Source organism: Nocardiopsis flavescens, assembly GCF_900141985.1.
Taxonomy (GTDB): domain Bacteria; phylum Actinomycetota; class Actinomycetes; order Streptosporangiales; family Streptosporangiaceae; genus Nocardiopsis; species Nocardiopsis flavescens.
Genome location: NZ_FQZK01000001.1, coordinates 54321 through 77811, shown reverse-complemented (window position 1 = coordinate 77811; position 23491 = coordinate 54321). Strand labels below are relative to the sequence as shown.

At 75.3% G+C, this 23491-nt stretch carries 23 protein-coding genes; 13 read left to right on the top strand and 10 right to left on the bottom strand.

Features of this window, described 5'->3' with window-relative positions; translation table 11 throughout:
• Positions 1-201 precede the first annotated feature (201 nt).
• A complete protein-coding gene (locus tag BUE45_RS00405) occupies positions 202-768 on the top strand; it encodes a DUF3887 domain-containing protein (RefSeq protein ID WP_073375174.1) in 567 nt (188 codons plus the stop codon).
• A gap of 53 nt (positions 769-821) precedes the next feature.
• Complete coding sequence (locus BUE45_RS00400; protein ID WP_073375172.1) at positions 822-1778, top strand: CPBP family intramembrane glutamic endopeptidase; 957 nt, start codon at positions 822-824, stop codon at positions 1776-1778.
• A gap of 245 nt (positions 1779-2023) precedes the next feature.
• Here BUE45_RS00400 and BUE45_RS00395 read toward each other — a convergent pair whose 3' ends face one another.
• Positions 2024-2512, bottom strand: a complete 489-nt coding sequence (locus BUE45_RS00395; RefSeq protein ID WP_073373753.1) for a macro domain-containing protein — start codon at positions 2510-2512, stop codon at positions 2024-2026.
• A gap of 112 nt (positions 2513-2624) precedes the next feature.
• Between BUE45_RS00395 and BUE45_RS00390 the strand changes: the two genes are divergently transcribed.
• Positions 2625-3044: a MarR family winged helix-turn-helix transcriptional regulator gene (locus BUE45_RS00390; RefSeq protein ID WP_073373751.1), complete on the top strand. Its 420-nt coding sequence runs from the start codon at positions 2625-2627 to the stop codon at positions 3042-3044.
• A 6-nt stretch (positions 3045-3050) separates the two neighbouring features.
• Here BUE45_RS00390 and BUE45_RS00385 read toward each other — a convergent pair whose 3' ends face one another.
• Together BUE45_RS00385 and BUE45_RS00380 are read right to left on the bottom strand one after the other, a co-directional pair.
• Positions 3051-3611 carry a GNAT family N-acetyltransferase gene (locus tag BUE45_RS00385; protein ID WP_073373749.1) on the bottom strand — a complete coding sequence of 187 codons (561 nt, stop codon included), beginning with the start codon at positions 3609-3611 and terminating at the stop codon, positions 3051-3053.
• A gap of 109 nt (positions 3612-3720) precedes the next feature.
• Positions 3721-4368: a winged helix-turn-helix transcriptional regulator gene (locus tag BUE45_RS00380; RefSeq protein WP_178378415.1), complete on the bottom strand. Its 648-nt coding sequence runs from the start codon at positions 4366-4368 to the stop codon at positions 3721-3723.
• Between the two features lie 69 nt (positions 4369-4437).
• Between BUE45_RS00380 and BUE45_RS00375 the strand changes: the two genes are divergently transcribed.
• Positions 4438-5241: an alpha/beta fold hydrolase gene (locus BUE45_RS00375; protein ID WP_073373748.1), complete on the top strand. Its 804-nt coding sequence runs from the start codon at positions 4438-4440 to the stop codon at positions 5239-5241.
• Positions 5242-5409: 168 nt separating this feature from the next.
• Here the strand turns inward: BUE45_RS00375 and BUE45_RS00370 are convergent, their stop codons facing one another.
• Positions 5410-6066 carry a TetR/AcrR family transcriptional regulator gene (locus BUE45_RS00370; RefSeq protein ID WP_073373746.1) on the bottom strand — a complete coding sequence of 219 codons (657 nt, stop codon included), beginning with the start codon at positions 6064-6066 and terminating at the stop codon, positions 5410-5412.
• Positions 6067-6132: 66 nt separating this feature from the next.
• On the opposite strand from BUE45_RS00370, the gene BUE45_RS00365 reads away from it, so the two are divergent.
• Both BUE45_RS00365 and BUE45_RS00360 read left to right on the top strand, forming a co-directional pair.
• Positions 6133-6819 (top strand): GAP family protein, encoded by a 687-nt coding sequence (locus BUE45_RS00365; RefSeq protein WP_073373744.1) that lies wholly within the window; start codon positions 6133-6135, stop codon positions 6817-6819.
• Between the two features lie 87 nt (positions 6820-6906).
• On the top strand, positions 6907-8790 hold the full coding sequence (locus BUE45_RS00360; RefSeq protein WP_073373742.1) for an ABC transporter ATP-binding protein: 1884 nt from the start codon (positions 6907-6909) through the stop codon (positions 8788-8790).
• A gap of 99 nt (positions 8791-8889) precedes the next feature.
• Here the strand turns inward: BUE45_RS00360 and BUE45_RS00355 are convergent, their stop codons facing one another.
• From BUE45_RS00355 to BUE45_RS00345, 3 genes are all read right to left on the bottom strand, one after another.
• On the bottom strand, positions 8890-9432 hold the full coding sequence (locus BUE45_RS00355) for a sugar O-acetyltransferase (RefSeq protein WP_073375170.1): 543 nt from the start codon (positions 9430-9432) through the stop codon (positions 8890-8892).
• A 127-nt stretch (positions 9433-9559) separates the two neighbouring features.
• Entirely contained in the window at positions 9560-10726 is a 1167-nt protein-coding gene (locus tag BUE45_RS00350) for an acyltransferase family protein (RefSeq protein ID WP_073373740.1), read from the bottom strand.
• A 28-nt stretch (positions 10727-10754) separates the two neighbouring features.
• The gene (locus tag BUE45_RS00345; protein WP_073373738.1) at positions 10755-11375 is read right to left on the bottom strand and encodes a TetR/AcrR family transcriptional regulator; all 621 of its coding nucleotides are present in this window, start codon (positions 11373-11375) and stop codon (positions 10755-10757) included.
• 445 nt (positions 11376-11820) lie between these two features.
• Here BUE45_RS00345 and BUE45_RS00340 point away from each other — a divergent pair, with 445 nt between their 5' ends.
• Positions 11821-12534 carry a DUF4287 domain-containing protein gene (locus BUE45_RS00340; RefSeq protein WP_073373736.1) on the top strand — a complete coding sequence of 238 codons (714 nt, stop codon included), beginning with the start codon at positions 11821-11823 and terminating at the stop codon, positions 12532-12534.
• 600 nt (positions 12535-13134) lie between these two features.
• Positions 13135-14070, top strand: a complete 936-nt coding sequence (locus tag BUE45_RS00335) for a serine hydrolase (RefSeq protein WP_073373735.1) — start codon at positions 13135-13137, stop codon at positions 14068-14070.
• A 354-nt stretch (positions 14071-14424) separates the two neighbouring features.
• Here the strand turns inward: BUE45_RS00335 and BUE45_RS00330 are convergent, their stop codons facing one another.
• Positions 14425-15465: a saccharopine dehydrogenase NADP-binding domain-containing protein gene (locus BUE45_RS00330; RefSeq protein WP_073373733.1), complete on the bottom strand. Its 1041-nt coding sequence runs from the start codon at positions 15463-15465 to the stop codon at positions 14425-14427.
• Positions 15466-15700: 235 nt separating this feature from the next.
• On the opposite strand from BUE45_RS00330, the gene BUE45_RS00325 reads away from it, so the two are divergent.
• The gene (locus tag BUE45_RS00325; protein ID WP_342745968.1) at positions 15701-16552 is read left to right on the top strand and encodes a GlxA family transcriptional regulator; all 852 of its coding nucleotides are present in this window, start codon (positions 15701-15703) and stop codon (positions 16550-16552) included.
• 231 nt (positions 16553-16783) lie between these two features.
• Here the strand turns inward: BUE45_RS00325 and BUE45_RS00320 are convergent, their stop codons facing one another.
• Positions 16784-19051 carry an ATP-binding cassette domain-containing protein gene (locus tag BUE45_RS00320; RefSeq protein ID WP_073373731.1) on the bottom strand — a complete coding sequence of 756 codons (2268 nt, stop codon included), beginning with the start codon at positions 19049-19051 and terminating at the stop codon, positions 16784-16786.
• Positions 19052-19121: 70 nt separating this feature from the next.
• Here BUE45_RS00320 and BUE45_RS00315 point away from each other — a divergent pair, with 70 nt between their 5' ends.
• Positions 19122-19946, top strand: a complete 825-nt coding sequence (locus BUE45_RS00315) for a TetR/AcrR family transcriptional regulator (RefSeq protein WP_073373729.1) — start codon at positions 19122-19124, stop codon at positions 19944-19946.
• A 25-nt stretch (positions 19947-19971) separates the two neighbouring features.
• On the opposite strand, the gene BUE45_RS00310 is transcribed toward BUE45_RS00315, so the two are convergent.
• Positions 19972-20802: an alpha/beta fold hydrolase gene (locus BUE45_RS00310; protein WP_073373727.1), complete on the bottom strand. Its 831-nt coding sequence runs from the start codon at positions 20800-20802 to the stop codon at positions 19972-19974.
• Between the two features lie 163 nt (positions 20803-20965).
• Here BUE45_RS00310 and BUE45_RS31600 point away from each other — a divergent pair, with 163 nt between their 5' ends.
• From BUE45_RS31600 to BUE45_RS00295, 3 genes are all read left to right on the top strand, one after another.
• Positions 20966-21283: a hypothetical protein gene (locus BUE45_RS31600; protein WP_143173224.1), complete on the top strand. Its 318-nt coding sequence runs from the start codon at positions 20966-20968 to the stop codon at positions 21281-21283.
• A gap of 236 nt (positions 21284-21519) precedes the next feature.
• Complete coding sequence (locus BUE45_RS00300; protein WP_073373725.1) at positions 21520-22689, top strand: PP2C family protein-serine/threonine phosphatase; 1170 nt, start codon at positions 21520-21522, stop codon at positions 22687-22689.
• A 221-nt stretch (positions 22690-22910) separates the two neighbouring features.
• Positions 22911-23489, top strand: coding sequence for a TetR/AcrR family transcriptional regulator (locus tag BUE45_RS00295; RefSeq protein WP_073373723.1), 579 nt, complete (start codon positions 22911-22913; stop codon positions 23487-23489).
• The last annotated feature ends 2 nt before the right edge of the window (positions 23490-23491 follow it).

The following is a 23491-nucleotide window of genomic DNA, read 5'->3' as shown; positions in this document are numbered from 1 at the left end:
GGCCCGGCGATCCGCCCCACCCCCTGCGCGGAGCGGGGAAGCCGCGCGCCCGTGGCGCGCGGAACCGGCGCCGGGGACCCCTGTCCGGGCGCCGCCCGGACCGATCTTGTCAAGCTCTCCTTGCGCATGACCCGCTTGTGAAGCTAACCTTTACACGTGCAAGGAAAATTGACGGATGCGCTGCGGGCGTTGAAAACCCACCTGGACGCGTTCCTCGCGGCACGCGTCCTGGGGCGGGACGACGACTGGACCGGCTCGATCGCGCGCGCCGTGGACATGCAGGCCGCCGCCGACGACGTCGTGCGCGCCGTCGTGCAGCAGGCGCGGCGGAACGGAGTCACGTGGCAGGTGATCGGGGACGCGCTCGGCGTGACCCGCCAGGCCGCGTTCCAGCGCTACGGCAAGCCGATCGACCCCAGAACGGGAGAACCCATGAACACCACGCCACTCACCGGCGCGGCCGACCTGGCCGCCTCGGTGATCGAGGACCTCACGGCCGGGCGCTGGTCGCGCGTCACCGGGAAGTTCGACCCCGCCATGCGCGACGGCCTGTCCGAGGACGCGCTCTCCGCCGCCTGGGCCCAGATCGTGGGCCTGTCGGGTGCCTTCGAGGGGCACGGGGAACCCGAGGTCGCCCGGGCCGGGGACGTGACGGTGACGAACACGCCGCTCTCGCTGGAGGCGGGCGACTACACGGCGCGGATCGCGTTCCGCGACGACGGCACCATCGCCGGCCTGCACATCCTGGAGCGGGGGCGGGAGTCGTGACCGGCGCACCCGCGGGCGCACCGGACGCGCCCACCACCCCGGGCGGGCCCCGCATGAGCGCCCGCGACCTGCGCTCCGTCGGCCTGTTCACCGTCCTGGCGTTCGCGCTGGCCTGGCTCGTCGCGCTTCCGCTCTGGCTCGGCGACGGCCTGGCCAGCCCCTGGTTCCCGGTCGTGGCCGTCGCCATGATGGCGACCCCGGCGATCGCCGCCCTCGTCGTCGTGTTCTTCGTGGAGCGGCCGCGGCACCGGGCGCGGGTGCTCGGCCTGCGGCCGCTCAAGCCGCTCCCGCGGCTGGTGGGCTACGCCGCGCTGGGGATCGCCGTCCCCATCGCGCTGGCCCTGGCGGCGCTCCCGGTCGGCGCGCTGCTGGGGGTCTACCCGGCGGACTTCACCGGGCTCTCCGCTTTCCGGGAGATGCTCGACGGGCAGACGGGGGGCGCCGAGATCCCGATGCCGATCGGCGTGCTCGTGATCCTCCAGCTCGCCGCACTCCCCACGGCCGCATTCATCAACCTCCTCCCGGCGCTGGGGGAGGAACTCGGCTGGCGCGGCTGGCTGCTGCCGAAGCTGATGCCGCTCGGCACGATCCCGGCCCTGCTCGTCTCGGGCGTGATCTGGGGCGCCTGGCACGCCCCGCTCATCCTGCTCGGCTACAACTACCCGGACGCTCCGGGCTGGCTGGCCATGAGCGCGATGATCCTCATGTGCATCCTGGTCGGGGCGGTCTTCAGCTGGCTGCGGCTCCGGTCCGGCTCGGTGTGGCCCGCCGCGCTCGCGCACGCGGCGTTCAACGGGGCGGCCGGCAGCTACCTCGTCTTCGCCCGGGCCGGGGAGCACGTCGACACCACCCAGGCGACGGTCCTGGGCTGGAGCGGGTGGATCGTGCCGCTCGTGCTCGTCGTGGTCCTGCTCGCCACCAAGCAGTTCGCCCCCTTCCCGGTCCCGCCGCCGGAGGGCTCCCCCGACTCCCCCGGGAGCCCGGCGGCGGAGCCGACCGCCCGCGGGTAGCCGCGCCGCCCCCGCGGCCCGGGAATACGGCCTCCCGGCGGTGATCCGCGCCCCGCGGTCCACCGGGGCGCGTCCGCACCGGGCAGCGGACCACCGTGGAGGGCGCCGCCGGGACGTTCACCCCCGGGGGAGCCCGACCTGCGGGGCCACCGCGCCCCGGGCGGCCGGTCCGGCGGTGGCGGGTCCGCGCGGTGCCGCCACCGGACACCGCGCGCGGAGGCGGCCCCGCGTCACGGGCGCGCGGCTCAGTCCGTGTCGTAGACGGTGACGGCGACGCCGCGGGCGCACAGGGCCTCGCGCACCAGCGGCTCCACCCGCTCCCACCTGCCGCCCGCCAGGCCGCAGCCGATGCGCGGCATGTGCACGGTGGCGCCCAGCTCCAGGGCGTGGCCGGCCACCGTGCGCAGGCCCGCGGCGATGGCCTCGTAGCGCACCGGGGGGCCGCCGCTGCCGCGCCGGGTGCCGTGCTGGCCGACCATGTTGGCCACCCACGTGTCGGGCAGGACCCGGACCAGGCGCACCGCGCCCAGGGCGAAGCCGTTGCGGGCCCGGTCGCGGTGCCAGGCGCGGTAGTCGCGCTCGGGTTCGGGCCAGCGCCGCGACAGGGCCAGCACGAACCCCCGGCCCCACCCCCCGCGGTCGTTGCACACGTGGGCGATGATCTTGGGCCCGGCGGCCCGGGGAGCGGTGGCGTCGCCGCGCAGGACGCGCAGCGGGGCGGGTGCGTCGGACATGCCGGGCACGTTAGCGGGCGGGTAGGACACATGGCGGGGGAAGACACCGCCACGCTGAAGATGTATCTTTCGCGGTGTCGATAGTACGCAGAGGTCTCCAGGGGGAGAGAACATGTCGGACCTGCCCATCGGCTACTGGCTCAAGCACCTGGACCGGCTCATCGAGAACGACTTCGACCGGACGGTGGCCTCGGAGGGGCTGGGTCGCCGCCACTGGCAGGTGCTGCACTCCCTGCACCAGGAGCCCGGCACCCTGGCCGACCTGGACCGCAGGCTCGCCGCGTTCCTGGACGAGAGCGAGGTCAGCGTCGCCCCGGCCGTGGAGGAGCTGCGCCGGCGCGGCTGGGTCCAGGGCCTGGTGGCCCTGGAGACGACCCCCGCGGGCCGCCGGGCGCACGACGACCTCTTCGCCCGGGTGCAGGCCACCCGCGAGCGCCTCACCCACGGGATCGGCGACCGGGAGTACCGGGACGCGGTCGACGTCCTCGAACGGATGTCGGCCAACCTGGAGGCCCCGCCCGAGGGGGACTGACCCCGCTCAGGCGGGCAGTTCGCGGGTCAGCTCCACGAACGCCAGGTCGTCGCGGCGGGGCAGCCCGAAGGCCTCGTCGCCGTAGGGGAAGGGCTCGGTGCGCCCGGTGTTGGTGTAGCCGCGCCGCTCGTACCAGGCGATCAGCTCCGGGCGCTGCTTGAGGACCTTCATGCGCATGAGGCGGCAGCCCCACTCCCGGGCGGCGGTGCGCTCGGCCTCGGCCAGGACCCGCCGCCCCAGGCCGCCGCCCTGGATGTCGGGCCGCACCGAGAACATCCCGAAGTAGGCGCCGTTGACGCCGCGCCGGAGCTCGCAGCACGCCACCAGGGCGTCCCCGGACTCGGCGAGCAGGACCAGGGTGTCGGTGCGCTCCAGCAGCACGGCCATCGACGCGGCGTCCACGCGCCGGCCGTCCAGCAGGTCGGCCTCGGTGGTCCAGCCCTGGCGGGAGGGGGCGCCCCGGTAGCACGAGTTGACCAGGTCGACCAGGGCCGGTATGTCGGCCCGCCCGGCGCGGCGGTAGGTCGGGTCCGGGCCGGTGGTCTCCTCCGTGCCGTCCGTCGTCACCCGTGCCTCCCCCGGTGGTGGTCTCGTCGGGCACACCCTAACGGCCCGCCTCCGGCGCCCCGGAACCGGACCCCCGTCACACCGGGGCCCAAAGGCCCCGTCCGGCCGGCTAGCGGGCGCGGTGGTCGTCGAAGGCGGCGAGGAAGCGGGCCAGGAGGGCGGAGTCCCCCTCGACGCGTGCGTCGCCGCTGCGGAGGGCGTCGTCCAGGGGCCTGCGGTCGAAGACGAGGTCCTGGACCGTGCGCACGGAGGAGCTGAGCACCGCGTCGGCCCGCCCGGTCCCCCGTTCGGCCTTCAGGTGCCCGTCGCGGACCGTGAGGAGGAACGCGTCGCCGGGGAGTTCGAGCCGGACCGTCCCGTCCGCCCCCGCGGCCGCCTCCGGGACGAAGGTCGTGCGCAGCGCGACCACCAGGGCGTCCGGGCCGAGTTCGTCGGCCGATTCCGGCCCGGGGCTCAGCGCGCCGCCCCAGCGACCCAGCGCGAGCAGGACCGGTTCGAGGTCCCGGCCGCGCCCGGTCAGCTCGTACACCAGGCCGGCGGCCGGCGGCAGGGCGCGCCGCCGGGCCAGCACGCCGGCCCCCTCCAGGTCCCGCAGCCGCTGGGTCAGCACGTTCTGGCTCAGGCCCGGCAGCCCGCGGTGCAGGTCGGCGAACCGCTTGGGCCCGAACACCAGCTCCCGCACCACCAGCAGCGCCCAGCGCTCCCCGACCACGTCGAGGGCCCGGGCGATCCCGCACAGGTCGCGATAGGTACGCACCGGAACAGTCTACTTCTGTTTTGACACTGGTGACTCCTAGAGTAGGAGCAAAAGACGAAGGAGCGGACCATGCCCCACGTGACATCGGCCGACGGCACCGCCATCGGGTACGACCGGCTCGGCGGCGAGGACCCCGCGGTGGTGCTCGTCGGCGGCGGGCTGGACGACGGCACCGAGAACCTCCCCCTGGGGCGGCACCTGGCGGAGTCGTTCGCCGTCGTCTCCTACCGGCGGCGCGGGCGGGGCGACAGCGGCGACACCGGGCCGTACGCGGTGCAACGCGAGGTCGAGGACCTCGCCGCGGTCATCGACGCGGCCGGCGGGCGCGCGCACCTGTTCGGCGCCTCCTCCGGCGGAGCGCTCGCCCTGGAAGCGGCAGCGGCCGGGCTGCCGGTCGACCGGATCGCCGTCCACGAGGTCCCGTACCTGCTCGGGGACCACATGCTCGCCGCCTGGCGCGCCTACAAGGCCGACCTCGCCGCAGCGCTCGACGCAGGCGACCGGGACGGGGCGCTGCGGCTGTTCATGCGCCTGGCCGGCTCGACCGACGACGACATCGCCGCCGCCGGGGCCGCGCCGGTCTGGCCGGCGTTGCGGGCGCTCGCGCCGACGCTGCGCTACGACGCCGCCTGCCTGGGCGAGGGCCCGCCCCCCACCGCACGGCTGGCCGCCGTGACCCGGCCGGTGCTCCTGACCACCGGCGTGACCGCCGACGCCCGCTCCGCGGGCCTGCCCGCCGGCTTCTTCGCCGCCGCGGCCGACGCCGCGGCCCACGCCCTTCCCCACGGGCGGCGGGCGACGCTCGACGTCGCCGGGCACGTCCCCGACCCCGCCGCGCTCGGCTCCCTGCTCACCGGGTTCTACACCGGCTGAGGGCGGGCCTGCCGCCTCCGCTCTCCCGGAGCACACGGGCGCGGAGCGCCCGGGCACCGGTCCGCCACGCGGCGGGCCCCGGAGCCGCAGGGCCGCACGGGGCCCGCCGAGGGCTCCCAAGGCGCGGGGCCGTCCGGCCCCGCGGAGAGGGGGAGGGCGGCCCCGCGCTCACCCGCTCCCGGCGCCCGGCGGCCGGGCGCCGTCGCGGTAGGAGGCCGCCTCGGCCACCCGGGCCAGAAAGGCGCGCAGCATGCGGCGGCAGTCCTCGGGGTCGGTCGAGTCGGGGGTGACCATCAGCTGCAGGGCCAGGCCGTCCACGATCGAGTGCAGGTGGGCCGACCACTCCTCCACCCAGGGGTCGGGGTGGGGTCGCTCGGGCTCCTCGCCCACGTCGACCCCGGCCAGGGCCGCGACCAGGCGGCGGTAGAGGCCGAGCTGCTGCTGCCAGCGGCGGTCGCGGTCGCGGTCCTGCTCCTTGAGGATCCCCGCCGACTCCCAGGCGCGGTACTCGGCCCGGCGCTCGTCGTCCAGCGGCAGCAGCTGCTCGGCGTAGCGGGCCGCCCGCTCCAACAGCGGCAGGTCCGGGGCCAGGTGCTCGTGCAGGCGGGAGATACGCTCCACGGCCCGCTGCTCGGACAGGTCCATCGCGAACAGCAGCAGCTCCTCGCGGGTGGGCAGGTAGTGGCGCAGCGCCCCCGGGGACCAGCCCGCCTCGGCGGCGACGGAGCGGATGGAGACCCCGGCCGGGCCCTGGGAGGTGACGACCCGCCACAGGGCGTCGGCGAGCGCGCGGCGCCGCTCCTCGTGGTCGACGATCTTGGGCATGCCCCCTTTCTAGCACATCTGTGTTATTTTATTTAACACAGCCGTGAGAAATAAGAGGAGGACCCCGTGTTACCCCTGGACGTCCTGGTCCCGGTCGCCGGACTGGCCCTGCTGGACACCCTCAGCCCCGCCGTCATCGGCGTCTCCCTGTACGTGCTCCTGAGCGGGTCGCGCTCGGTGGCCCGCCCGCTGCTGGCCTACCTGGGCACCGTCGCGGCCTTCTACCTCGCCCTGGGCTGCGCGCTCATGCTCGGCCTCGGGTTCGCCCTGGACCGGCTCGGCGGCCTGCTCGACGACACCGCCCTGGGCTGGGTCCTCACCGTCGCCGGCGGCGGCGCCCTGGTGTTCTCCTTCTTCATGTCCACCGGGCCGCGCCCCCGCCGCCCGGCCTCCCTGCGCACCGGCGCCATGGTCGCCCTGGGCCTGGGGACCGGGGTCCTGGAGGGCGCCACCGCGCTGCCCTACTTCGGCGCGATCGCGCTCCTGACCGCCGCGGACCCCTCCCCCCTGGTCTGGCTTCCGGTGCTGGCCGCCTACAACCTCGTCATGGTCCTGCCGGGCGTGCTCCTCTACCTGGGCCTGCGGGCCCTGGGCGAGCGGGCCCGCCCCCGCCTGGAGCGGTGGCGGGCCAAGGTGGAGTCCGGCGGGCGCGGGGCGCTGCCCTGGATCGTGGGCATCGCCGGCTTCCTGCTCCTGCGCCAGGGCCTGTGGCTCACCGGCGCCCTGGAGGGGCTGGGCGCCACCGTCGGCTGAGCGGCGCGCCCGGATTGACCTCAACATTGGTTGAGGTCATAGCGTTCCCGGTGTCCGCCCACCACGAACGGAACCGGTGACCCCGCCATGAGCATGGAGATGGCCGCGTGGAACTCGATCTACCACGCCATGCACGCCCGAGAGGACCGGCACCCCTTCTCCCTCCCGGTCCTGCGGCGCATCGCCGCCTTCGCCCGCCCGCACTCCCGCGTCCTGGCCTGGTTCCTCGCGCTGAGCGTGGCCGTCGCCGTCCTGGCGGTGGCCGCGCCGCTGCTGGCCGGCCGGGTCGTGGACACCATCGTCGGCGGCGGCGCCCCGCGCACCGTCCTGCTGCTGGCCGGGCTCATCGCCGCCGTCGCCCTGCTGGAGGCCGCCCTGGGCCTCGTCGTGCGGCGCCTGTCCGCCGGGCTCGGCGAGAGCCTCATCCTGGACCTGCGCACCACCGTCTACGACCACGTCCAGCGCATGCCGGTCGCGTTCTTCACCCGCACCCGCACCGGCGCCCTGGTCAGCCGCCTCAACAACGACGTCATCGGCGCCCAGCGCGCCTTCAGCAGCGTCCTGTCCGGCGTGGTCAGCAACCTCGTCACCCTGGTCCTGGCCCTGGCCGTGATGCTCACCCTGTCCTGGTGGATCACCCTGGCCGCCCTGGTGATGCTGCCCGTGTTCGTCTACCCCGCCCGCCGCATGGGCGCCCGCCTGGCCCGCATCGAGCGCGAGCGCACCGTGCACAACTCCGCCATGAGCACCCAGATGACCGAGCGCTTCTCCGCGCCCGGCGCCACCCTGGTCAAGCTCTTCGGCTCCCCCGAGCGCGAGTCCGCCGAGTTCTCCCGCCGGGCCGGGCGGGTCCGCGACATCGGCGTGCGCACCGCCATGGTCCAGGAGGTGTTCTTCACCGCCCTGACCCTGGTCTCGGCGCTGGCTCTGGCGCTGGTCTACGGGCTGGGCGGCCACCACGCCCTGGCCGGGAACCTCGACGCCGGGACCGTCGTGGCCATGGGCATGCTCCTGACCCGCCTGTACGCGCCCCTGACCGCCCTGGCCGGGGCCCGCGTGGAGGTCATGAGCGCCCTGGTGGCCTTCAGCAGGGTCTTCGAGGTCCTGGACCTGGAACCGCTGGTACGCGAGGCCCCCGGCGCCGCCGACCTGCCGCCCGGGCCGACCTCCCTGGAGTTCGACCGGGTCTCGTTCACCTACCCCGCCGCCGACCGGGTGTCCCTGGCCTCCCTGGAGGAGGTCTCCGCCCTGGACCCGTCCCCGGGCCGGGAGGTGCTGCACGAGGTGTCCTTCACCGTCGAGCCCGGCACCACCGTGGCCCTGGTCGGCTCCTCCGGCGCCGGCAAGTCCACCATCGCCCAGCTCGCGCCCCGCCTGTACGACCCCGACTCCGGCACCGTGCGCCTGGGCGGGCGGGACGTGCGCGGGCTGTCGTTCGCCTCCGTCCGCGGCGCCCTGGGCATGGTCACCCAGGACGGCCACCTCTTCCACGAGAGCATCCGAGCCAACCTCACCCTGGGCCGCCCCGGAGCGACCGACGCCGAGGTCTGGGACGCCCTGCGCCGCGCCCGCCTGGAGGACCTGGTGGCGTCCCTGCCCGACGGGCTGGACACCGTCGTGGGCGAGCGCGGCTACCGCTTCTCCGGCGGGGAGCGCCAGCGCCTGACCATCGCCCGGCTGCTGGTCGGCGACCCCGAGGTCGTCATCCTGGACGAGGCCACCTCCGCGCTGGACTCCACCTCCGAGGCCGCCGTCCAGGCCGCCCTGTCCGAGGCGCTCCGGGGGCGCACCGCGCTGGTCATCGCCCACCGCCTGGCCACGGTCCGCGCCGCCGACACCATCCTCGTCGTGGAGGACGGGCGCATCGCCGAGCGCGGCGACCACGCCGCGCTCCTGGCGCTGGGCGGGCGCTACGCACAGCTGTACCGCACCCAGTTCGCCACCGGCGAACCCTCCCCCGCGGCCCCCTGACCCGGGATCCCCGACCCCGTCCCCCGGTGGCGCCACACCGGGGGACGGCCCCCGCCCGCGGCTCCGGGGCCGGCCGGCGCCGTCCGGCCCCGGCCGTGCTCAGGAGTCGGGGTCGATCTCGCGGATCACCCGCGCGGGGTTGCCCACCGCCACCACGTTCGCGGGCAGGTCGCGGCTGACCACGGCGCCCGCGCCCACCACCGTGTTCTCGCCGATGCTCACCCCCGGGCAGACGATGACGCCGCCGCCCAGCCACACGTTGTCGCCGATGGTGATGGGCTCGGCCGCCTCCCACTTGTCGCGGCGCGGCCCCGGCTCGACGGGGTGCGTGGGGGTGAGCAGCTGGACGTTCGGGCCGATCTGCACGTCCGCGCCGATCCGGATCGGCGCCACGTCCAGCATCACCGCGCCGAAGTTGGCGAACGAGCGCGGCCCGAAGGTGATGTTGGTGCCGTAGTCCACCCGCAGCGGGGGCCGGATCCAGGCGTCCTCGCCCAGCTCGCCCAGCAGCGCGGCCAGGGCCTCGCGGCGGGAGGGGTCGTCCACCGGGGCGTTGTTGAAGCGCTCCATCAGGCGCTCGGCCCGCAGGACGTCGGCCTGGATCTCGGGGTCGTCGGCCTGGTAGAGCTCGCCGGCGAGCATGCGTTCCTTCTGGGTGGCCACGCGGGTCCTTTCCGAGGGGGTATCGACCCCCGCACCCTAGCGGCCGGCGCCCCGCCGGACACGGCGAAGGGGCCGCCCCGGACGGAACGGCCCCCTCACCCCGGGCTCACAGCACGCGCCGCGCCCCCGGGAGCGCGCGGACCGCAGCGGCCAGCGCCCAGCAGGCCGGGACCGCCAGGGCGGACAGGCCCAGGAACTTGAGCACCGCGGGCGCCTCCCACCCGGCCAGCAGCACCCCGCCGCCGACCAGCACCAGCGGGTGCAGGACGTACACCGCGAAGGCGTTCTGCGACAGGAACCGGGAGAGGCGCCCGCCCCCGGTGGCGAACCGGCGGAAGAACACCAGCAGCGCCAGCATCGTCCCCACCGACAGGACGGTCTCCAGCACCAGCAGGACCAGCGCCTGCGGGGTGCCCGGCAGCGCGAGCGGACCGCCCAGCGCCCCCTGGGCCACGAAGTACGCGGCCAGGCCCGCCAGGGCGGTGGCCGCCCCGTACCACCCGGCCGCGCCGGGCAGGCGGGTGAACCAGTTGCGGCGGAACGCCAGGATCCCGACGGCGAACAGGGCGAGGTACTGGGGCAGGTAGTCGGGGCTGGGCAGGCCCAGGACGGGCCAGTACGGGGCCGGGTTGACCCACCGCCACAGGAACGACACCGCGGCCAGGGCCAGGGTGAACCCCGCCACCGGCCACAGCCAGCGCAGCGGCGCGGAGTCGGCGGGGCGGGGCACGGCGGTCGCCGCGCGGTCCCGGCGCAGACGCCGGACCAGCGCGTAGGCCAGCGCGAAGACCAGCAGCACCTCCACGAACCACATGGGGCCCGGGTCGTAGGCCACGATCGCGAACAGCCAGAACGGCAGGTCTGCGGCCAGGCCCTCGGCCACCGCGCCCTGGTAGGACGGGATCATCAGCACCGGCCGCACCAGCAGCACGAACAGCAGGAAGGGCACCCCCAGGCGGACCAGGCGCTCGCGCACGAACCCGCGCCCGCCCCTGCGGTCCGCGGCCCCGGGCGTGAAGTAGCCCGACAGCAGGAAGAACAGGCCCATGAAGTAGGTCTGGTTCAGGACGATGAAGACGTCCAGCAGGCCGGCCGTGGCGTCCCCCGCCGGCTCCAGGTAGAACCAGACCGGGATGTTGCTGTACGTCAGGGCCGCGTGGTGGAGCACGACCAGGACGGTCAGCGCCACCCGCAGGTTGTCGATGTAGTGCAGGCGCGTGCGGGGCGCCCCCGCGGGTTCGGCGGCCGGGGCCGGCGGGGCGTGCTGTGACATGGGCTGTCCTCGGTGTGGGGGGCGCGGCTCAGTCGGGCCGTACCGCGCGTACGAAAAGGTCGGCGAGCTCACGGGCGTGGGCGAGCAGGTCGGTGTCGGGGCGCGCCATCCAGTAGCCGAACATCGCGTCGATGCCCGCCTGCTGGGTGACCGCCATGACGCGGGGGTCGAAGGCGCGCAGCTCCCCGCTCGCCTGGCCCTCCCGGTAGAGGGTTTCCAGGGACTCGTAGAGCGGTTCGGCGGCCAGGGCCCCGTAGCGGGGGACGCCCTCGGCGTCGCGGTCGTGCACGAAGATCTCGGTGATCGTGCGCATCCGCTCCGGGTTGGCCAGGGCGTACTCGGCCACGCCCATCACGTGGGCGCGGACGATGTCGGTGGCGGTGTCCTTCTCCGCGAGCCGGGGCAGCAGGTGCTCGGCGATGTCGGTGTACACCGTGACGACCACCTGGTCCATCAGCTCGTCCTTTCCCGCGAAGTGGTAGGAGATGACGCCCTTGCTGATCCCCGCCGTGGCGGCGATCCGCGCCAGGGACGCCTTGGGGAAGCCCACCGAGGCGATGGTCTGGACCGCCGCCGCGATGATCTGCGCCCTGCGGGCCTCCTCGATGAAGGACCGCTTCTGACCGTCTGGCTCATTTTTTGACTGCATGGCCAGAATCTAACACGGGCGGTCGGAAATCCATGGGGGATGACCCTGAGCCTCCCCCGGCCCCACCCCGGCCCCGGGGGAGGTGCACCCCCGGCCCGCCTAGGCCGCCCGGCCAGGGGCGGGCGGGCGCCTGCGCCCGGCGGCCCCTGGCCGCGGGTGTGGCGGTGGCCGGTCCGGCCGCCGGGGCCCGGGCGGCGCCTCCCCGGTGCCCGCGGCCGTCCACCCGAGTGCGGTCGTCCACAGGGGCGGCCGGGGCCTGGAGGAACGCCCGGGACAGGGGTATCCTGGGGGTCGGCGCCGTCCCGCGCCCAACCCCCGGTTCCGGCGCCCACGCCGCCGGCTGAGAGGGGGCAAAGGGGACCTCGGGTCCCCGGGACGCCGGTCTGATGCGCCCTGCCGGCGGGGCGGACGAGCGTGGGTCGGCCGCTGTCGCCGAGGAGCCGTCATGACCAGGAACAAGTCCTTCAAGCAGCGGGTCCGCTCCCGCATGGCCAAGACCGGGGAGCGCTACACCGCGGCCCGCGCCCACCTGGTCCCCGAGGGGGAGCGCCCCGGTGCGGGACCCGCCGCGGCGGCCGACGCCCACGGGGCCTCCCCCGCCGCGCCCACCGCCCCCATGCGGGCGCGGGTGTCCTCCGACGCCGTGCGCGAGCGCACCGGACACGGCTACGACACGTGGTTCGCCCGGCTGGACGCCTGGGGCGCCACCGCCCGCTCCCACCGGGAGATCGCCGCCCACCTCGTACAGGAGCACGGCGTGGGCGGCTGGTGGGCGCAGTCGCTGACGGTCGCCTACGAGCAGGAGCGCGGCATGCGCGTCCCCGGCCGGCGCGCGGACGGGTACACCGCGAGCGCCTCCAAGACCGTGCGCGCGCCGCTGGAGGACGTCTTCGCGGCGCTGGTGCACGATCAGGTCCGCGAGCGCTGGCTCCAGGGCACGGATCTGGCGGTGCTCTCCCACACCCCGCCCCGCAGGGTCACCGCCGACCCGGGCGACGGGACCCGCGTCGTCCTCTACCTCACCGACCGGGGCGGCGACCGGGTGTCGGTGGCGGTGGAGCAGTCCCGGCTGGCCGACGCGGCGTCGGCCGCCCGCGCCAAGGAGTCCTGGCGCGAGCACCTGGGCCGCCTCAAGTCCCTGGTCGAACCGGCCCCCTGACCCGGCCCCCGCGCCCCCGGTGCGCGCCGCCCCCGCCGGGCGGCGCGCACCGGGGCACCCGGCCCGGCGCCGCCCGCCACCTTCCGGCGTCGTCCCTGCCCATGCCTGGCGTGCGCCGGATATTACCTTCGCGCGGTAAATCCCCCTGTTTCGATTGTCACATTCGGACGCCGCGGAGGCACAACGCCCCGAACTCCGGTTTCTCCACGCGTAACCCGCACACGCGCCCCGGGAAGAGTTGACTTCCCCCGCGCAGGCCCGACAGGATGCGAACGCCGCGGCGCCCACAGGCGCAACGGAAGCAGTGCACGACGCGCCTTTTCCGCGGAAAAGGCGAGAACGGGGACCTCCCGCCGCAGGAAAAAGGACGAAGGAAAACCGGGGGCGGCCGTGAAAAGGAGAATGCGGTCCGACGGCCGGACGCGTTTCCGGCGGTTCCCGGCCACGGGCCCGAGCGGGTGGGGGCCACCGCACGGGGGCCCGGCACGACGCCCGGACCCGACGACCCCCGCGCAGCATCATCCGATCATCGGCCCTGTGGCCACGGGTCCCGCACCGGAGGTCCCCCTCGACCCGGCTCCCGCAACCCAGAGGAGACACATGACGTCCATCGCCCGCACGAACACCGGACGCGGCACCGCCGCGGCGCTCACCGCCCTGCTCGCCGGCGGTCTGGCCGTCGCCCTGCCCCCGGCGGCCTCCGCCGACACCGCGGACGCCCCCGTCTGCACCTCCGACACCCGCCCCGAGCTGGCCGCGCAGCTCCAGGAGGGCATCCTGGAGGCCGTGGACGCCCGCGAGGGCACCATCGCCGTGGGCGTCTCCGCCTTCGACGGCGACCTGGTCTGCGAGCTCGGCGCCGACACCGACTTCGACGCCGCCAGCGTCGGCAAGGTCATCGTCCTGGGAGCGCTCCTGCGCAGCGCCATGGACGAGGACCGCGACCTCACCGACCGGGAGAGGGAGCTGGCCACCGACATGATCACGGTGTCGGGCAACGACTCCGCGGTCGAGCTGCGCAACCAGCTGGGTCCCGCCCGCATCCAGCACTTCCTCGACCTGGCCGGCATGGACGGCACCGTCCTGCACCCCGAGGGGTACGTGGGCCTGATGAAGATCAACGTCCACGACCAGCTCACCCTGCTGGAGCTGCTGCGCACCGACAACGACGTCCTGGGCGAGGCCGAGCGCGACTACGCCCGCGGCCTCATGGGCGACGTCGTCGACTCCCAGCGCTGGGGCGTGCCCGCCGGGGCCCCCGCCGACGCGCGGGTCCACGTCAAGAACGGCTGGCTCCCCTACGACAACACCGACACCTGGCGCATCAACAGCATCGGCGGGTTCGCCGGCACCCCGGCCGGCGACTACGACGTGGTCGTGCTCACCGACGGCAACGACGGCATGCAGTACGGCGTGGACAGCATCGAGTCCGTGGCCGCCGGCGTGCACACCGCCCTGAACGGCGAGAGCCCGCGCACCCTGTCGCAGACCACCCCCGCCCCCGAGGCCGTCTCCGACGGCTCCGACAGGGCCTGACCCCCGCGCCGGGGCCGCGTGGACGGCGCGGCCCCGGCGCGAGACCCCGTGTCCGGGGCGGCCGGGCCGCACGCCCCGTGACCGGTCTCGGCCGCCGGGGCCGGACGGCGACCGCCGCGGGCGGGGCCGACCGGGAACGGGTGCGCCGCGCACCCGCGCAAGAGCCCCGGTGCACGGGAACAGGACAGGCGGCCCGTCGACCGGGGTGGAGCACCCGTAGGAGCCGCTCGGGGAACCGCGCCCCGATCCGGACCCCGTCGGGCCGGGCACCGAGCGCCCCGAGGGCATCCCCGCCGCACCGCTCCGCCCGGGTCGGGCGGAGCGGTGCGGCGCCCCGACCACGGCGCCCGCGGGCTAGCGGGAGGCCGGGGGGAGGGACAGGTCCAGCGGGTCGGGCGCCAGCGCCGCGAGGAAGTCCGCGGCGTCGAAGGCCTCCCCCGGGGCCAGCGCCCCCGCCGCGCGGGCGCGCCCGTCCAGCAGGCGCACCACCGCCTCGGCCAGCAGCGGCGCGGTCACCGCGTAGATGTCCCGGCCCGAGACCGAGGCCCACCGCCGCTCCCCGCCCGCGGACACACGCACCTGCACCGCGAACCGCTGCGCGGACCGCCCCGTACCGTCGGCCGCCTCGGGCCCGGGGGTGGCGGGGTCGCGCAGCTCGGCCAGCGGGCCCTCGTTGAGGTAGGAGCGGATCCGGTCCGCCCCCAGGTGGCGGTGGAGCAGCACCACCTCGGAGAAGGGCAGCGGAACCACCATCTGCCGCCCCAGCGGTTCGGGGAAGTCCCAGGCGCGCCCGCCGGGCCCGACCGAATCCAGCGGCACCAGCGCGCCGCCCTCGACCACCAGCCGGGGCGCGGTGTTGCGCTCGCCGGTGATGCGCGTGCCCGCCGTGGGGCGCCACCCGTCCAGGCCCACCGCCACGGTCACCTCCTCCACCGGACCGCCGCCCGCCGCCGCGGTGGCCAGCAGGTCGGCCAGCCCGCCGTAGAACGCCATCGCCGGCAGCACCGCCACCCCGGCCCGGGCCGCGGCGGCACCGTACCCGGCGAGCACGGCCGCCGCCGCGGGCTGCTCGGCGCTCACGTCCAGGTAGTGCGCCCCGGCCGCCACGGCGGCCGCCGCCACCGGCTCCGCCGTCTCCAGGAACGGCCCGGCGGTGTTGACCACCGCCGCCGTGCCCCGCACCGCGCGGGCCAGCGCCGCGGCGTCCGGCGCCGGGCGCACCTCCAGCCCGGGGTGGCTCCGGGCGAGGCCGGCCAGGCGCTCCGCGCTGCGCCCGGACAGGACCGGCTCCAGCCCGCGCCGCGCCAGCTCGGCCACCGCGAACCGCCCGGTGTGCCCGTAGGCCCCGTACACCAGCACCTTTCCGCCCGGGGGCGGTGTCTTGGAGGAGTTCATGCCCCCATCCTCGGCCCCCCGACGACGGCGGACCAGTGTCCGATCCGACGCCCTGCGTACACTTTCGGACATGCACACCGTCGGGATCGCCCTGCACGAGCACACCATGCCCTACGAGACGGCGATCGCCGCCGAGGTCTTCGGGGTGGACCGCTCCGACCTGTCCCCCGGCGGCGGCTGATACCGGCTGAGCGCGCACACCCCCGACGGGGCCGCCGCGCCGCTGCTGCCGGGGGTGCCCGCACTGCGCTGGGAGGACCTGGCCGGGGTGGACACCGTGGTCGTCACCGCCTCCCACCGGCCCCTGGAGGCCCCCGACCCCCGGTTCCTGGAGGCGCTGCGCGCCGCCCACGGGGCCGGGCGGCGGATCGTGTCGCTGTGCACGGGGGCCTTCGTGCTGGCCGCCGCCGGACTGCTCGACGGGCGACCCGCCACCACGCACTGGATGCACGCCGACGAGCTGGCCCGGCGCCATCCGCGCGTGGACGTGCGCGCCGACGTCCTGTACACCGACGGCGGCCGGGTGCTGACGGCGGCGGGCAAGACCGCCGCGCTGGACCTGTGCCTGCACCTGGTGCGTACCGACCACGGCACCGCGGCGGCCAACGGGCTGGCCCGCCGCCTGGTCGCCCCCGCCCACCGGCCCGGCGGACAGGCCCAGTTCATCGCGCCGCCCGCGGTGCCGCGCACCCGCGACGGCCTGGGCGAGGCACTGGAGTGGGCGCGTACCCGCCTGGACCGGCCGCTGACCGTGGCGGACCTGGCCCACCGGGCGGGCCTGAGCCCCCGCCACCTGGCCAGGCGCATGAACGCCGAGACCGGTACCGGCCCCCTGGAGTGGCTGCACCGCCAGCGGGTGGGCCTGGCCCGGGAGCTGCTGGAGGGCACCGACGCCACCGTGGAGCAGGTGGCCGCCCGCTGCGGCATGGGCACCGCGACCACGCTGCGCCGCCACTTCCAACGCGCCGTCGGGGTGAGCCCCCTCGCCTACCGGGCCTCCTTCCGGGCCGTCCGCCCCGCCGACCCCCGCCCGGCGCACCGGCCGGGCGGGCAGCCGGCGCCCGCCCCGTCCGACACGGGCCGATGACACGGGTGGACCGGCTGTCCGCACCGGCCGCCGGGAGGCCCCCACGCCCCGCGTAGGGCCCCGCCCGCGCTCTTCGCCCAGGCCCCGGTCCGCCGGTCGGGGCGCCCCCGGCCCCGGCCCCGGCGGACCGGCCGTCCGCACCGGCCGCCGGGAGGTCGCCGCACCCCGCGCAGGTCCGCCCGTGTGCCACCGGACCGGCGGCGGCGCGCACCGCCGCCGGCCCGGACGGGTTCAGCGGCCCAGGTAGGTGCGCAGGTGGCGGGCGGTGAGGGTGTCCGACCCCTGGACCAGCTCGGCCGGGGAGCCCTCGAACACCACCCGGCCGCCCTCGTGCCCGGCGCCCGGGCCCAGGTCGATGATGTGGTCGGCGTGCGCCATCACCGCCTGGTGGTGCTCGATGACGATCACCGTGTTGCCGTCGTCCACCAGCCGGTCCAGCAGCGCCAGCAGCCGGTCCACGTCGGCCAGGTGCAGGCCGGTGGTGGGCTCGTCCATCACGTACACCGCGCCCTGGCGGGCCATGGAGATGGCCAGCTTCAGCCGCTGGCGCTCGCCGCCCGACAGGGTGGTCAGCGGCTGGCCCAGCCCCAGGTACCCCAGGCCCACGTCGTGCAGCCGGTCCAGGATGACGCGGGCGTTGCCCGAGGCGAAGAACTCCCGGGCCTCCACCACCGACATCGCCAGCACCTCGCTGATGTTCTTGCCGCGCAGGGTGTGCACGAGCACCTCGGGGCGAAAGCGCCTGCCCCCGCACTGCTCGCACGGGGTGGCCACCCCGGCCATCATCGCCAGGTCGGTGTAGATGACCCCGGCGCCCTTGCACTCGGGGCAGGCGCCCTCGGAGTTGGCGCTGAACAGCGACGCCTTGACCCCGTTGGCCTTGGCGAACGCGGTGCGGACCGGGTCCAGCAGCCCGGTGTAGGTGGCGGGGTTGGAGCGCCGCGACCCCTTGATGGCCGACTGGTCGACCACCACCACGCCCTCGCGGCCGGGCAGCGCCCCGTGGATCAGGGAGCTCTTGCCCGAGCCCGCCACCCCGGTGACCACCGTCAGCGCGCCCAGCGGGACGTCCACGCTGACGTCCTTGAGGTTGTGGGAGGAGGCGCCGGTGATCTGGAGCGCCCCGCGGGCGGTGCGCACCTTCTCCCGCAGCCGCGCCCGGTGGTCCAGGTGGTCGCCGGTGAGGGTGCCCGAGGCGCGCAGCCCCGCGACGTCGCCGGTGTAGGTGACGCGCCCGCCGGCCGGGCCCGCCCCCGGGCCCAGGTCCACCACGTGGTCGGCCAGGGCGATGGTCTCGGGCTTGTGCTCGACCACCAGCACCGTGTTGCCCTTGTCGCGCAGGTCCAGCAGGAGGTTGTTCATCCGCTCGATGTCGTGCGGGTGCAGGCCCACGGTGGGCTCGTCGAACACGTAGGTGACGTCGCTGAGGCTGGAGCCCAGGTGGCGGACCATCTTGACCCGCTGGGACTCCCCGCCCGACAGGGTGCCCGACTCCCGGTCCAGGCTGAGGTAGCCCAGGCCCACCTGCACCAGGGACTCCAGGGTGTGGCCCAGGGTGTCCAGCAGCGGTTTGACGGTCGGCTCGTCCAGGGTGCGCACGAACGCGGCCAGCTCGTCGATCTGCAGCGCCGAGCACTCGGTGATGGTGCGCCCGGCGACCCGCACTGACCGGGCGGCGGCGTTGAGGCGGGTGCCCGCGCACTCGGGGCAGGTGGAGAAGGTGACGGCGCGGTCGACGAACGCGCGCAGCCCCGCCTGCATCTTGTCGCGGTCCTTGGACAGGTAGGTGCGCCGGATCTTGGGGACCAGGCCCTCGTAGCTGATGTTGTTGGTGCCGATGCTGACCTTGGTGACCGGGCTGTACAGGAGGGTCTGCCGCTCCCGCTCGTCGTAGTCGCCGATCCTCTTGTCGGGGTCCAGCAGCCCGGAGGACGCGTAGACCTGCCAGTACCAGGTGCCCACGCCGTAGCCGGGGACGGTGATGGCGCCCTCGTTCAGGGACAGGCCGGGGTCCAGCAGCTCGTCCAGGTCCAGGGCGTTGACCCGGCCCAGGCCCTCGCACTCGGGGCACATGCCCTCGGCGTTGTTGAAGCTGAAGGCGCTGGAGGGCTCCAGCCGCGGGGTGCCCACCCGGCTGAAGACAACACGCAGCATCGCGGCGGCGTCGGTGGCGGTGCCCACGGTGGAGCGGGAGTTGGCGCCCATCCGCTCCTGGTCGACGATGATCGCCGCGCTGAGGTTGCGCAGCCCGTCCACCTCGGGGCGGCCGACGCTGGGCATGAACGACTGCACGAACGTCGTGTAGGTCTCGTTGATCAGCCGCTGGGACTCGGCCGCGATGGTGCCGAAGACCAGGGAGGACTTGCCCGACCCGGACAGGCCGGTGAAGACGGTCAGGCGGCGTTTGGGGATGTCCACGTCGACCCCGGCCAGGTTGTTCTCCCTGGCGCCGCGGACCTGGATGGTGTCGTGGCCGTCGGCCGGGTGCTCGGTTCGCACGCTGTACTCCAGGTTTCCTTATGCGATAAACTTCCAGACCGATGGAGTTTATGCCATAAGGAGGACAATCGTGGTCGTCTACCCCGGACGAGGTGACGCACGGCGGGCGATGACCCTGCTGTGGCGCGCCCCGGGCGGGACCCCCCGCGCCGCCGCCGGCCGCAGGCCCGAGCTGACCGTGGACCTGGTGGTGGAGACCGCGGTGGCGGTGGCCGACGCCGAGGGCATGGAGGCGCTGTCCATGCGGGCCGTCGGCGAGCGCCTGGGCCGCACCGCCATGTCCCTGTACACGTACGTGGCCAGCAAGAACGAACTCGTCGAGCTGATGTACGACCACGTCTTCGGCGAGCCCGCCGACGCCGCCGAGGCCGACGGCTCCCCCCACTGGCGCACGGCGGCGCAGGCCTGGGCCGAGCGGCTGTGGGACTTCTACCTGCGCCACCCCTGGACCCTGGAGGTCTCCACCGCCCGGCCGGTGCTGGGGCCCAACGAGTACCGGCTGTTCGAGGCGCTGGCGGCGGTGCTGTACCGGGCGGGCCTGCCCCCGGCGCGCATCCGCACCACCTACGGGACCCTGTTCAACCTGGTGCGCGGCCAGGTGCAGGTGGCCGCCGAGTCCCGCCGCGCCGAGGCGGTCACCGGGATCCCCGAGGACGAGTGGTGGTACGGGCGGTCTGCCCTGCTGGAGGAGGTGGCACCCGACTTCGGCGCGCGCTTTCCCACCCTGACCGCCATGGAGCGGGCGGGCGCGTTCGCCAACGAGAGCGAGTCCGAGCCCTACCTGGAGCAGGAGGCCCGCGAGACGTTCCGCTCGGGGCTGGCCTCGGTGCTGGACGCGCTGGAGGCGCGCCTGCCCGGGCCCGCCGGGGCGGGGGGCTCCGCCGGCGGTCCGTGAGCCGGCGCCGCGCGCCCGCCCGGGGTCAGGCGCGCAGGAAGTCCAGCACCGCGGGTCCGTGGCCGAGGAGGGCATGGCCCTCGCCGGGCAGCACGGTGACGTCCGCGTGCGGGACGTGGGCGCGCAGCCGCCGGGCGGTACCGGCGGAGTCGAGCATCACGTCCCGGTCCCCCACCAGGGCCATCACCGGCATGTCCAGGCCCCGCAGGTCGGCGTCGGAGAACACCGGCAGGGTCTCGGTGCGCGGACGGAACTCCCCGAAGACCGCGGCCACCTCCTCCACGATCGGCGCGTGTTCGGGGGCGTGCAGCCCCAGGACGGCCCGGACCGACCGGCGCCGCCCCAGCAGGCCCCGGGCCATGGCCCCGGCCAGGCGCAGCGGGGTCTGGCGGCCGATGCCGCCGGGGCACAGCAGGGCCAGCCGCTCCACCCGGCCGGGCCGGCGCACCGCGTGGTCCAGGGCGGTCCACCCGCCCAGGGACATGCCGACGAAGGCGGCCCGCTCCAGCCCGAGCCCCTCCATGACGTCGTCCAGCCACAGGGCGACGTCTTCGGAGTCCAGGGCGGGGCGCGAGGGGGCGCTCAGCCCGGGCTCGCCGACCATGTCCACGGCGTGCACCCGCAGGTGGCGCGACCAGGAGGCGGCGTCGCCCGCCCACACCGACGAGTTGGCGCCCGAGCCGTGCAGCAGCACCACGGGCGGGGCCTGCCCGGGTCCGCCCACCAGGACGAACGTCTCGCCCTGGCGGGTGGGGAGCCGCACCCGGTCGGCGGGGGCCGGCCAGGCGTCCAGTGCCCGCCGGTACCGCTCCAGGCTCTTGCGCTCCCCGGCCGGCGACCGGTAGATCGCGTTCATGGGCGTCTCCCCTCTCCATGCGCACCACGGCGCATCACTCCCCATTTGGTCGTGTTATTGTACCTTAAACTTCCCTATTGTGCGGAGTCAAAGGGAATGTCGGGGCGCGCCGCCCACCGGTGTCGCACCCCTGCCCCATACTCGTCACCATGGCGATCACGGCATGGGACGAGCGCGGACGGAAGGTCTTCGACCCCACCCCGCGGGACGTGGACACGATGGTGGCGAACCTGGGGGCGGCAACCGCTTCCTCATCGTCGACCGCGACGGCGACCACTACGTGCAGGTGTGGCGGTTCGACGGGGGCGGCTACGAGCTCGAATACCGCGACGGCGGCCCCCACTCCCACCACCGTGCCTTCAGCGACTCCTCCGTCGAGGTCGCCACCGCGATGTCGGGCTGGCTCACCGCGGCCCGGGACTGGCGCGAACCCCTCACCTGGGAGGACATCTCCCACCGGTTCACCGGCGACGCGGGCTGACCCCGCCCCGCTCCGGGAGGGCCCCGGGGTGTGGGCGGCCCCGGAACGGGGGACGACCCCAACGACCGCCTCCCCGGGGACGGGGCGGCCGCCCGTGCCGCCCCCGGCGGCGGACGGGTGCCGAACACGCGCACACGGGCTCCGACCCGGCCCCGCGTCCGGCCGGCGCGGACACCGGATCCCGGTGGTCCCGCCGCCGCACGCGCGCGAAGCCGAGGCGAAGGACTGGTGCAAAGATGAAACCGCACTGCGGCATCGAGACCGCCGTGGCGTCCATGGCACGGGACGGCCACCTGCGGTCCTTCACCGAGCTCCCCGCCATGGTCGCCCGCCAGGCGGCCCGCGCCGGTCTGGCGGATGTCCTCATCTACCTGGCCGACCGCCAGCAGCGCGTCCTGCGCGAGGCCACCGGCCGGGGCGAGGACGGCCACCGCCGGGGACGGGAGGTGCGGGTGGACGGCACCGTGGCGGGCCTGGCCTACATCCGGGGCGTCCCGGTGCGCATCGGCGCCGAGGACCGCTACTGGCTCCCGCTCCTGGACGGCACCGAGCGCCTGGGCGTCCTGCACGTCGCCTTCCCCGACGGGGCCGACCTGGACGCCGCGCGCACCCTGGCCTCGATGGTGGGGCTGCTCATCGTCGACAAGCGCTCCAACAGCGACGCCTACGCTCGGCTGATCCGTACCCGGCCCATGTCGGTGGCCTCGGAGATGCAGTGGACGCTGATGCCGCCCAGCACCTTCTCCAACGAGAGGGTGACCATCTCGGCGGTCACCGAACCCGCCTACGACAACGCCGGCGACTCCTTCGACTACGCCCTGGGCGGCGAGGGCATCAGCCTGGCGATCTTCGACGCCATGGGCCACGACAACGCCGCCGGCCTGCTCGCGAACCTGGCGGTGGGCGCCTACCGCAACCAGCGGCGGAGGGGCACCGACCTGGAGACGATGCCCCGGGCGGTCGAGGCCATCCTCACCGAGGAGTGGGTGCGCTCGCGCTTCACCACGGCCCTGATGTGCGAGCTCGACACGCGCACCGGCGTCCTGTCCTGGGTCGACTGCGGCCACCTGCCGCCCGTGCTCATCCGCGGCGGCAGGGCCAGGGAGCTGCCCTGCGACCCCTCCCACCCGCTGGGGATGGACCTGGGGCTGCCCGTCACGGTGTGCCGGGAGCCGCTGGAGCCCGGCGACCGGGTCCTGCTGTACACCGACGGGATCACCGAGGCCCGGGACGCGCGGGGACGGGAGTTCGGGCTGGAGCGGTTCGCGGACTTCATCCTGCGCGGCGAGACCTCCCGCCTGCCCGTGCCCGAGACCCTGCGGCGGCTGACGCAGGCCGTGCTCGCCCACCACCACGGAAGGCTCACCGACGACGCCACCGTCATGGTGTGCGAGTGGCACGGCTGAGGGGCCGCCCCGGGGCGCGGCGCGTGTGAGGGCTCCCGGCGGCGGTCGGCCGGCGCCCACCCGGTGCGGGCGGACCCGCGGGAGCACGCCGACGCGGCCCGCGACCCCGGCCGTCCGCCGACGGCCGCCGTGACCGGCGCCTCACCCCCCACGGGCATATCCCCTTTGCCTAAAGCCTTTAGGGAGAAGTAGATTCCCTGAAGGTGAAAGGGGAGAAGATGATGGCACGCGCGGGGCTCAGCCCCGAACTCCTGGTCCGGGCGGGCGCCGACCTGGCCGACGAGGCCGGCTTCGAGCACGTCACCCTCTCCGAGGTCGCCCGGCGGTGCGGCGTCAAGGTCGCGAGCCTGTACTCGCATCTGAAGAACTCCCACGACCTCAAGACCCGCATCGCCCTGCTGGCCCTGGAGGAACTCGCCGACCGGGCCGCCGACGCCCTGGCCGGACGCTCGGGCAAGGAGGCCCTGACCGCCCTGGCCGACACCTACCGCGACTACGCGCGCGTCCACCCCGGCCGCTACACCGCCGCGCGGTTCCGGCTCGACCCGGCCACCGCCGCCGACAGCGCCGGACCCCGGCACGCCCGGATGACCCGCGCCGTCCTGCGCGGCTACGACCTGCCCGAGGGCGAGGAGACCGCCGCCGTGCGGCTGCTCGGCGCGGCCCTGCACGGCTACGTGAGCCTGGAGGCGGGCGGCGGCTTCGACCACAGCGCCCCCGACACCCAGGCCACCTGGGAGCGCACCCTGGACGCCCTCGACTCCCTGCTGCGGAACTGGCCCGCACCCGACCACACCTAGGA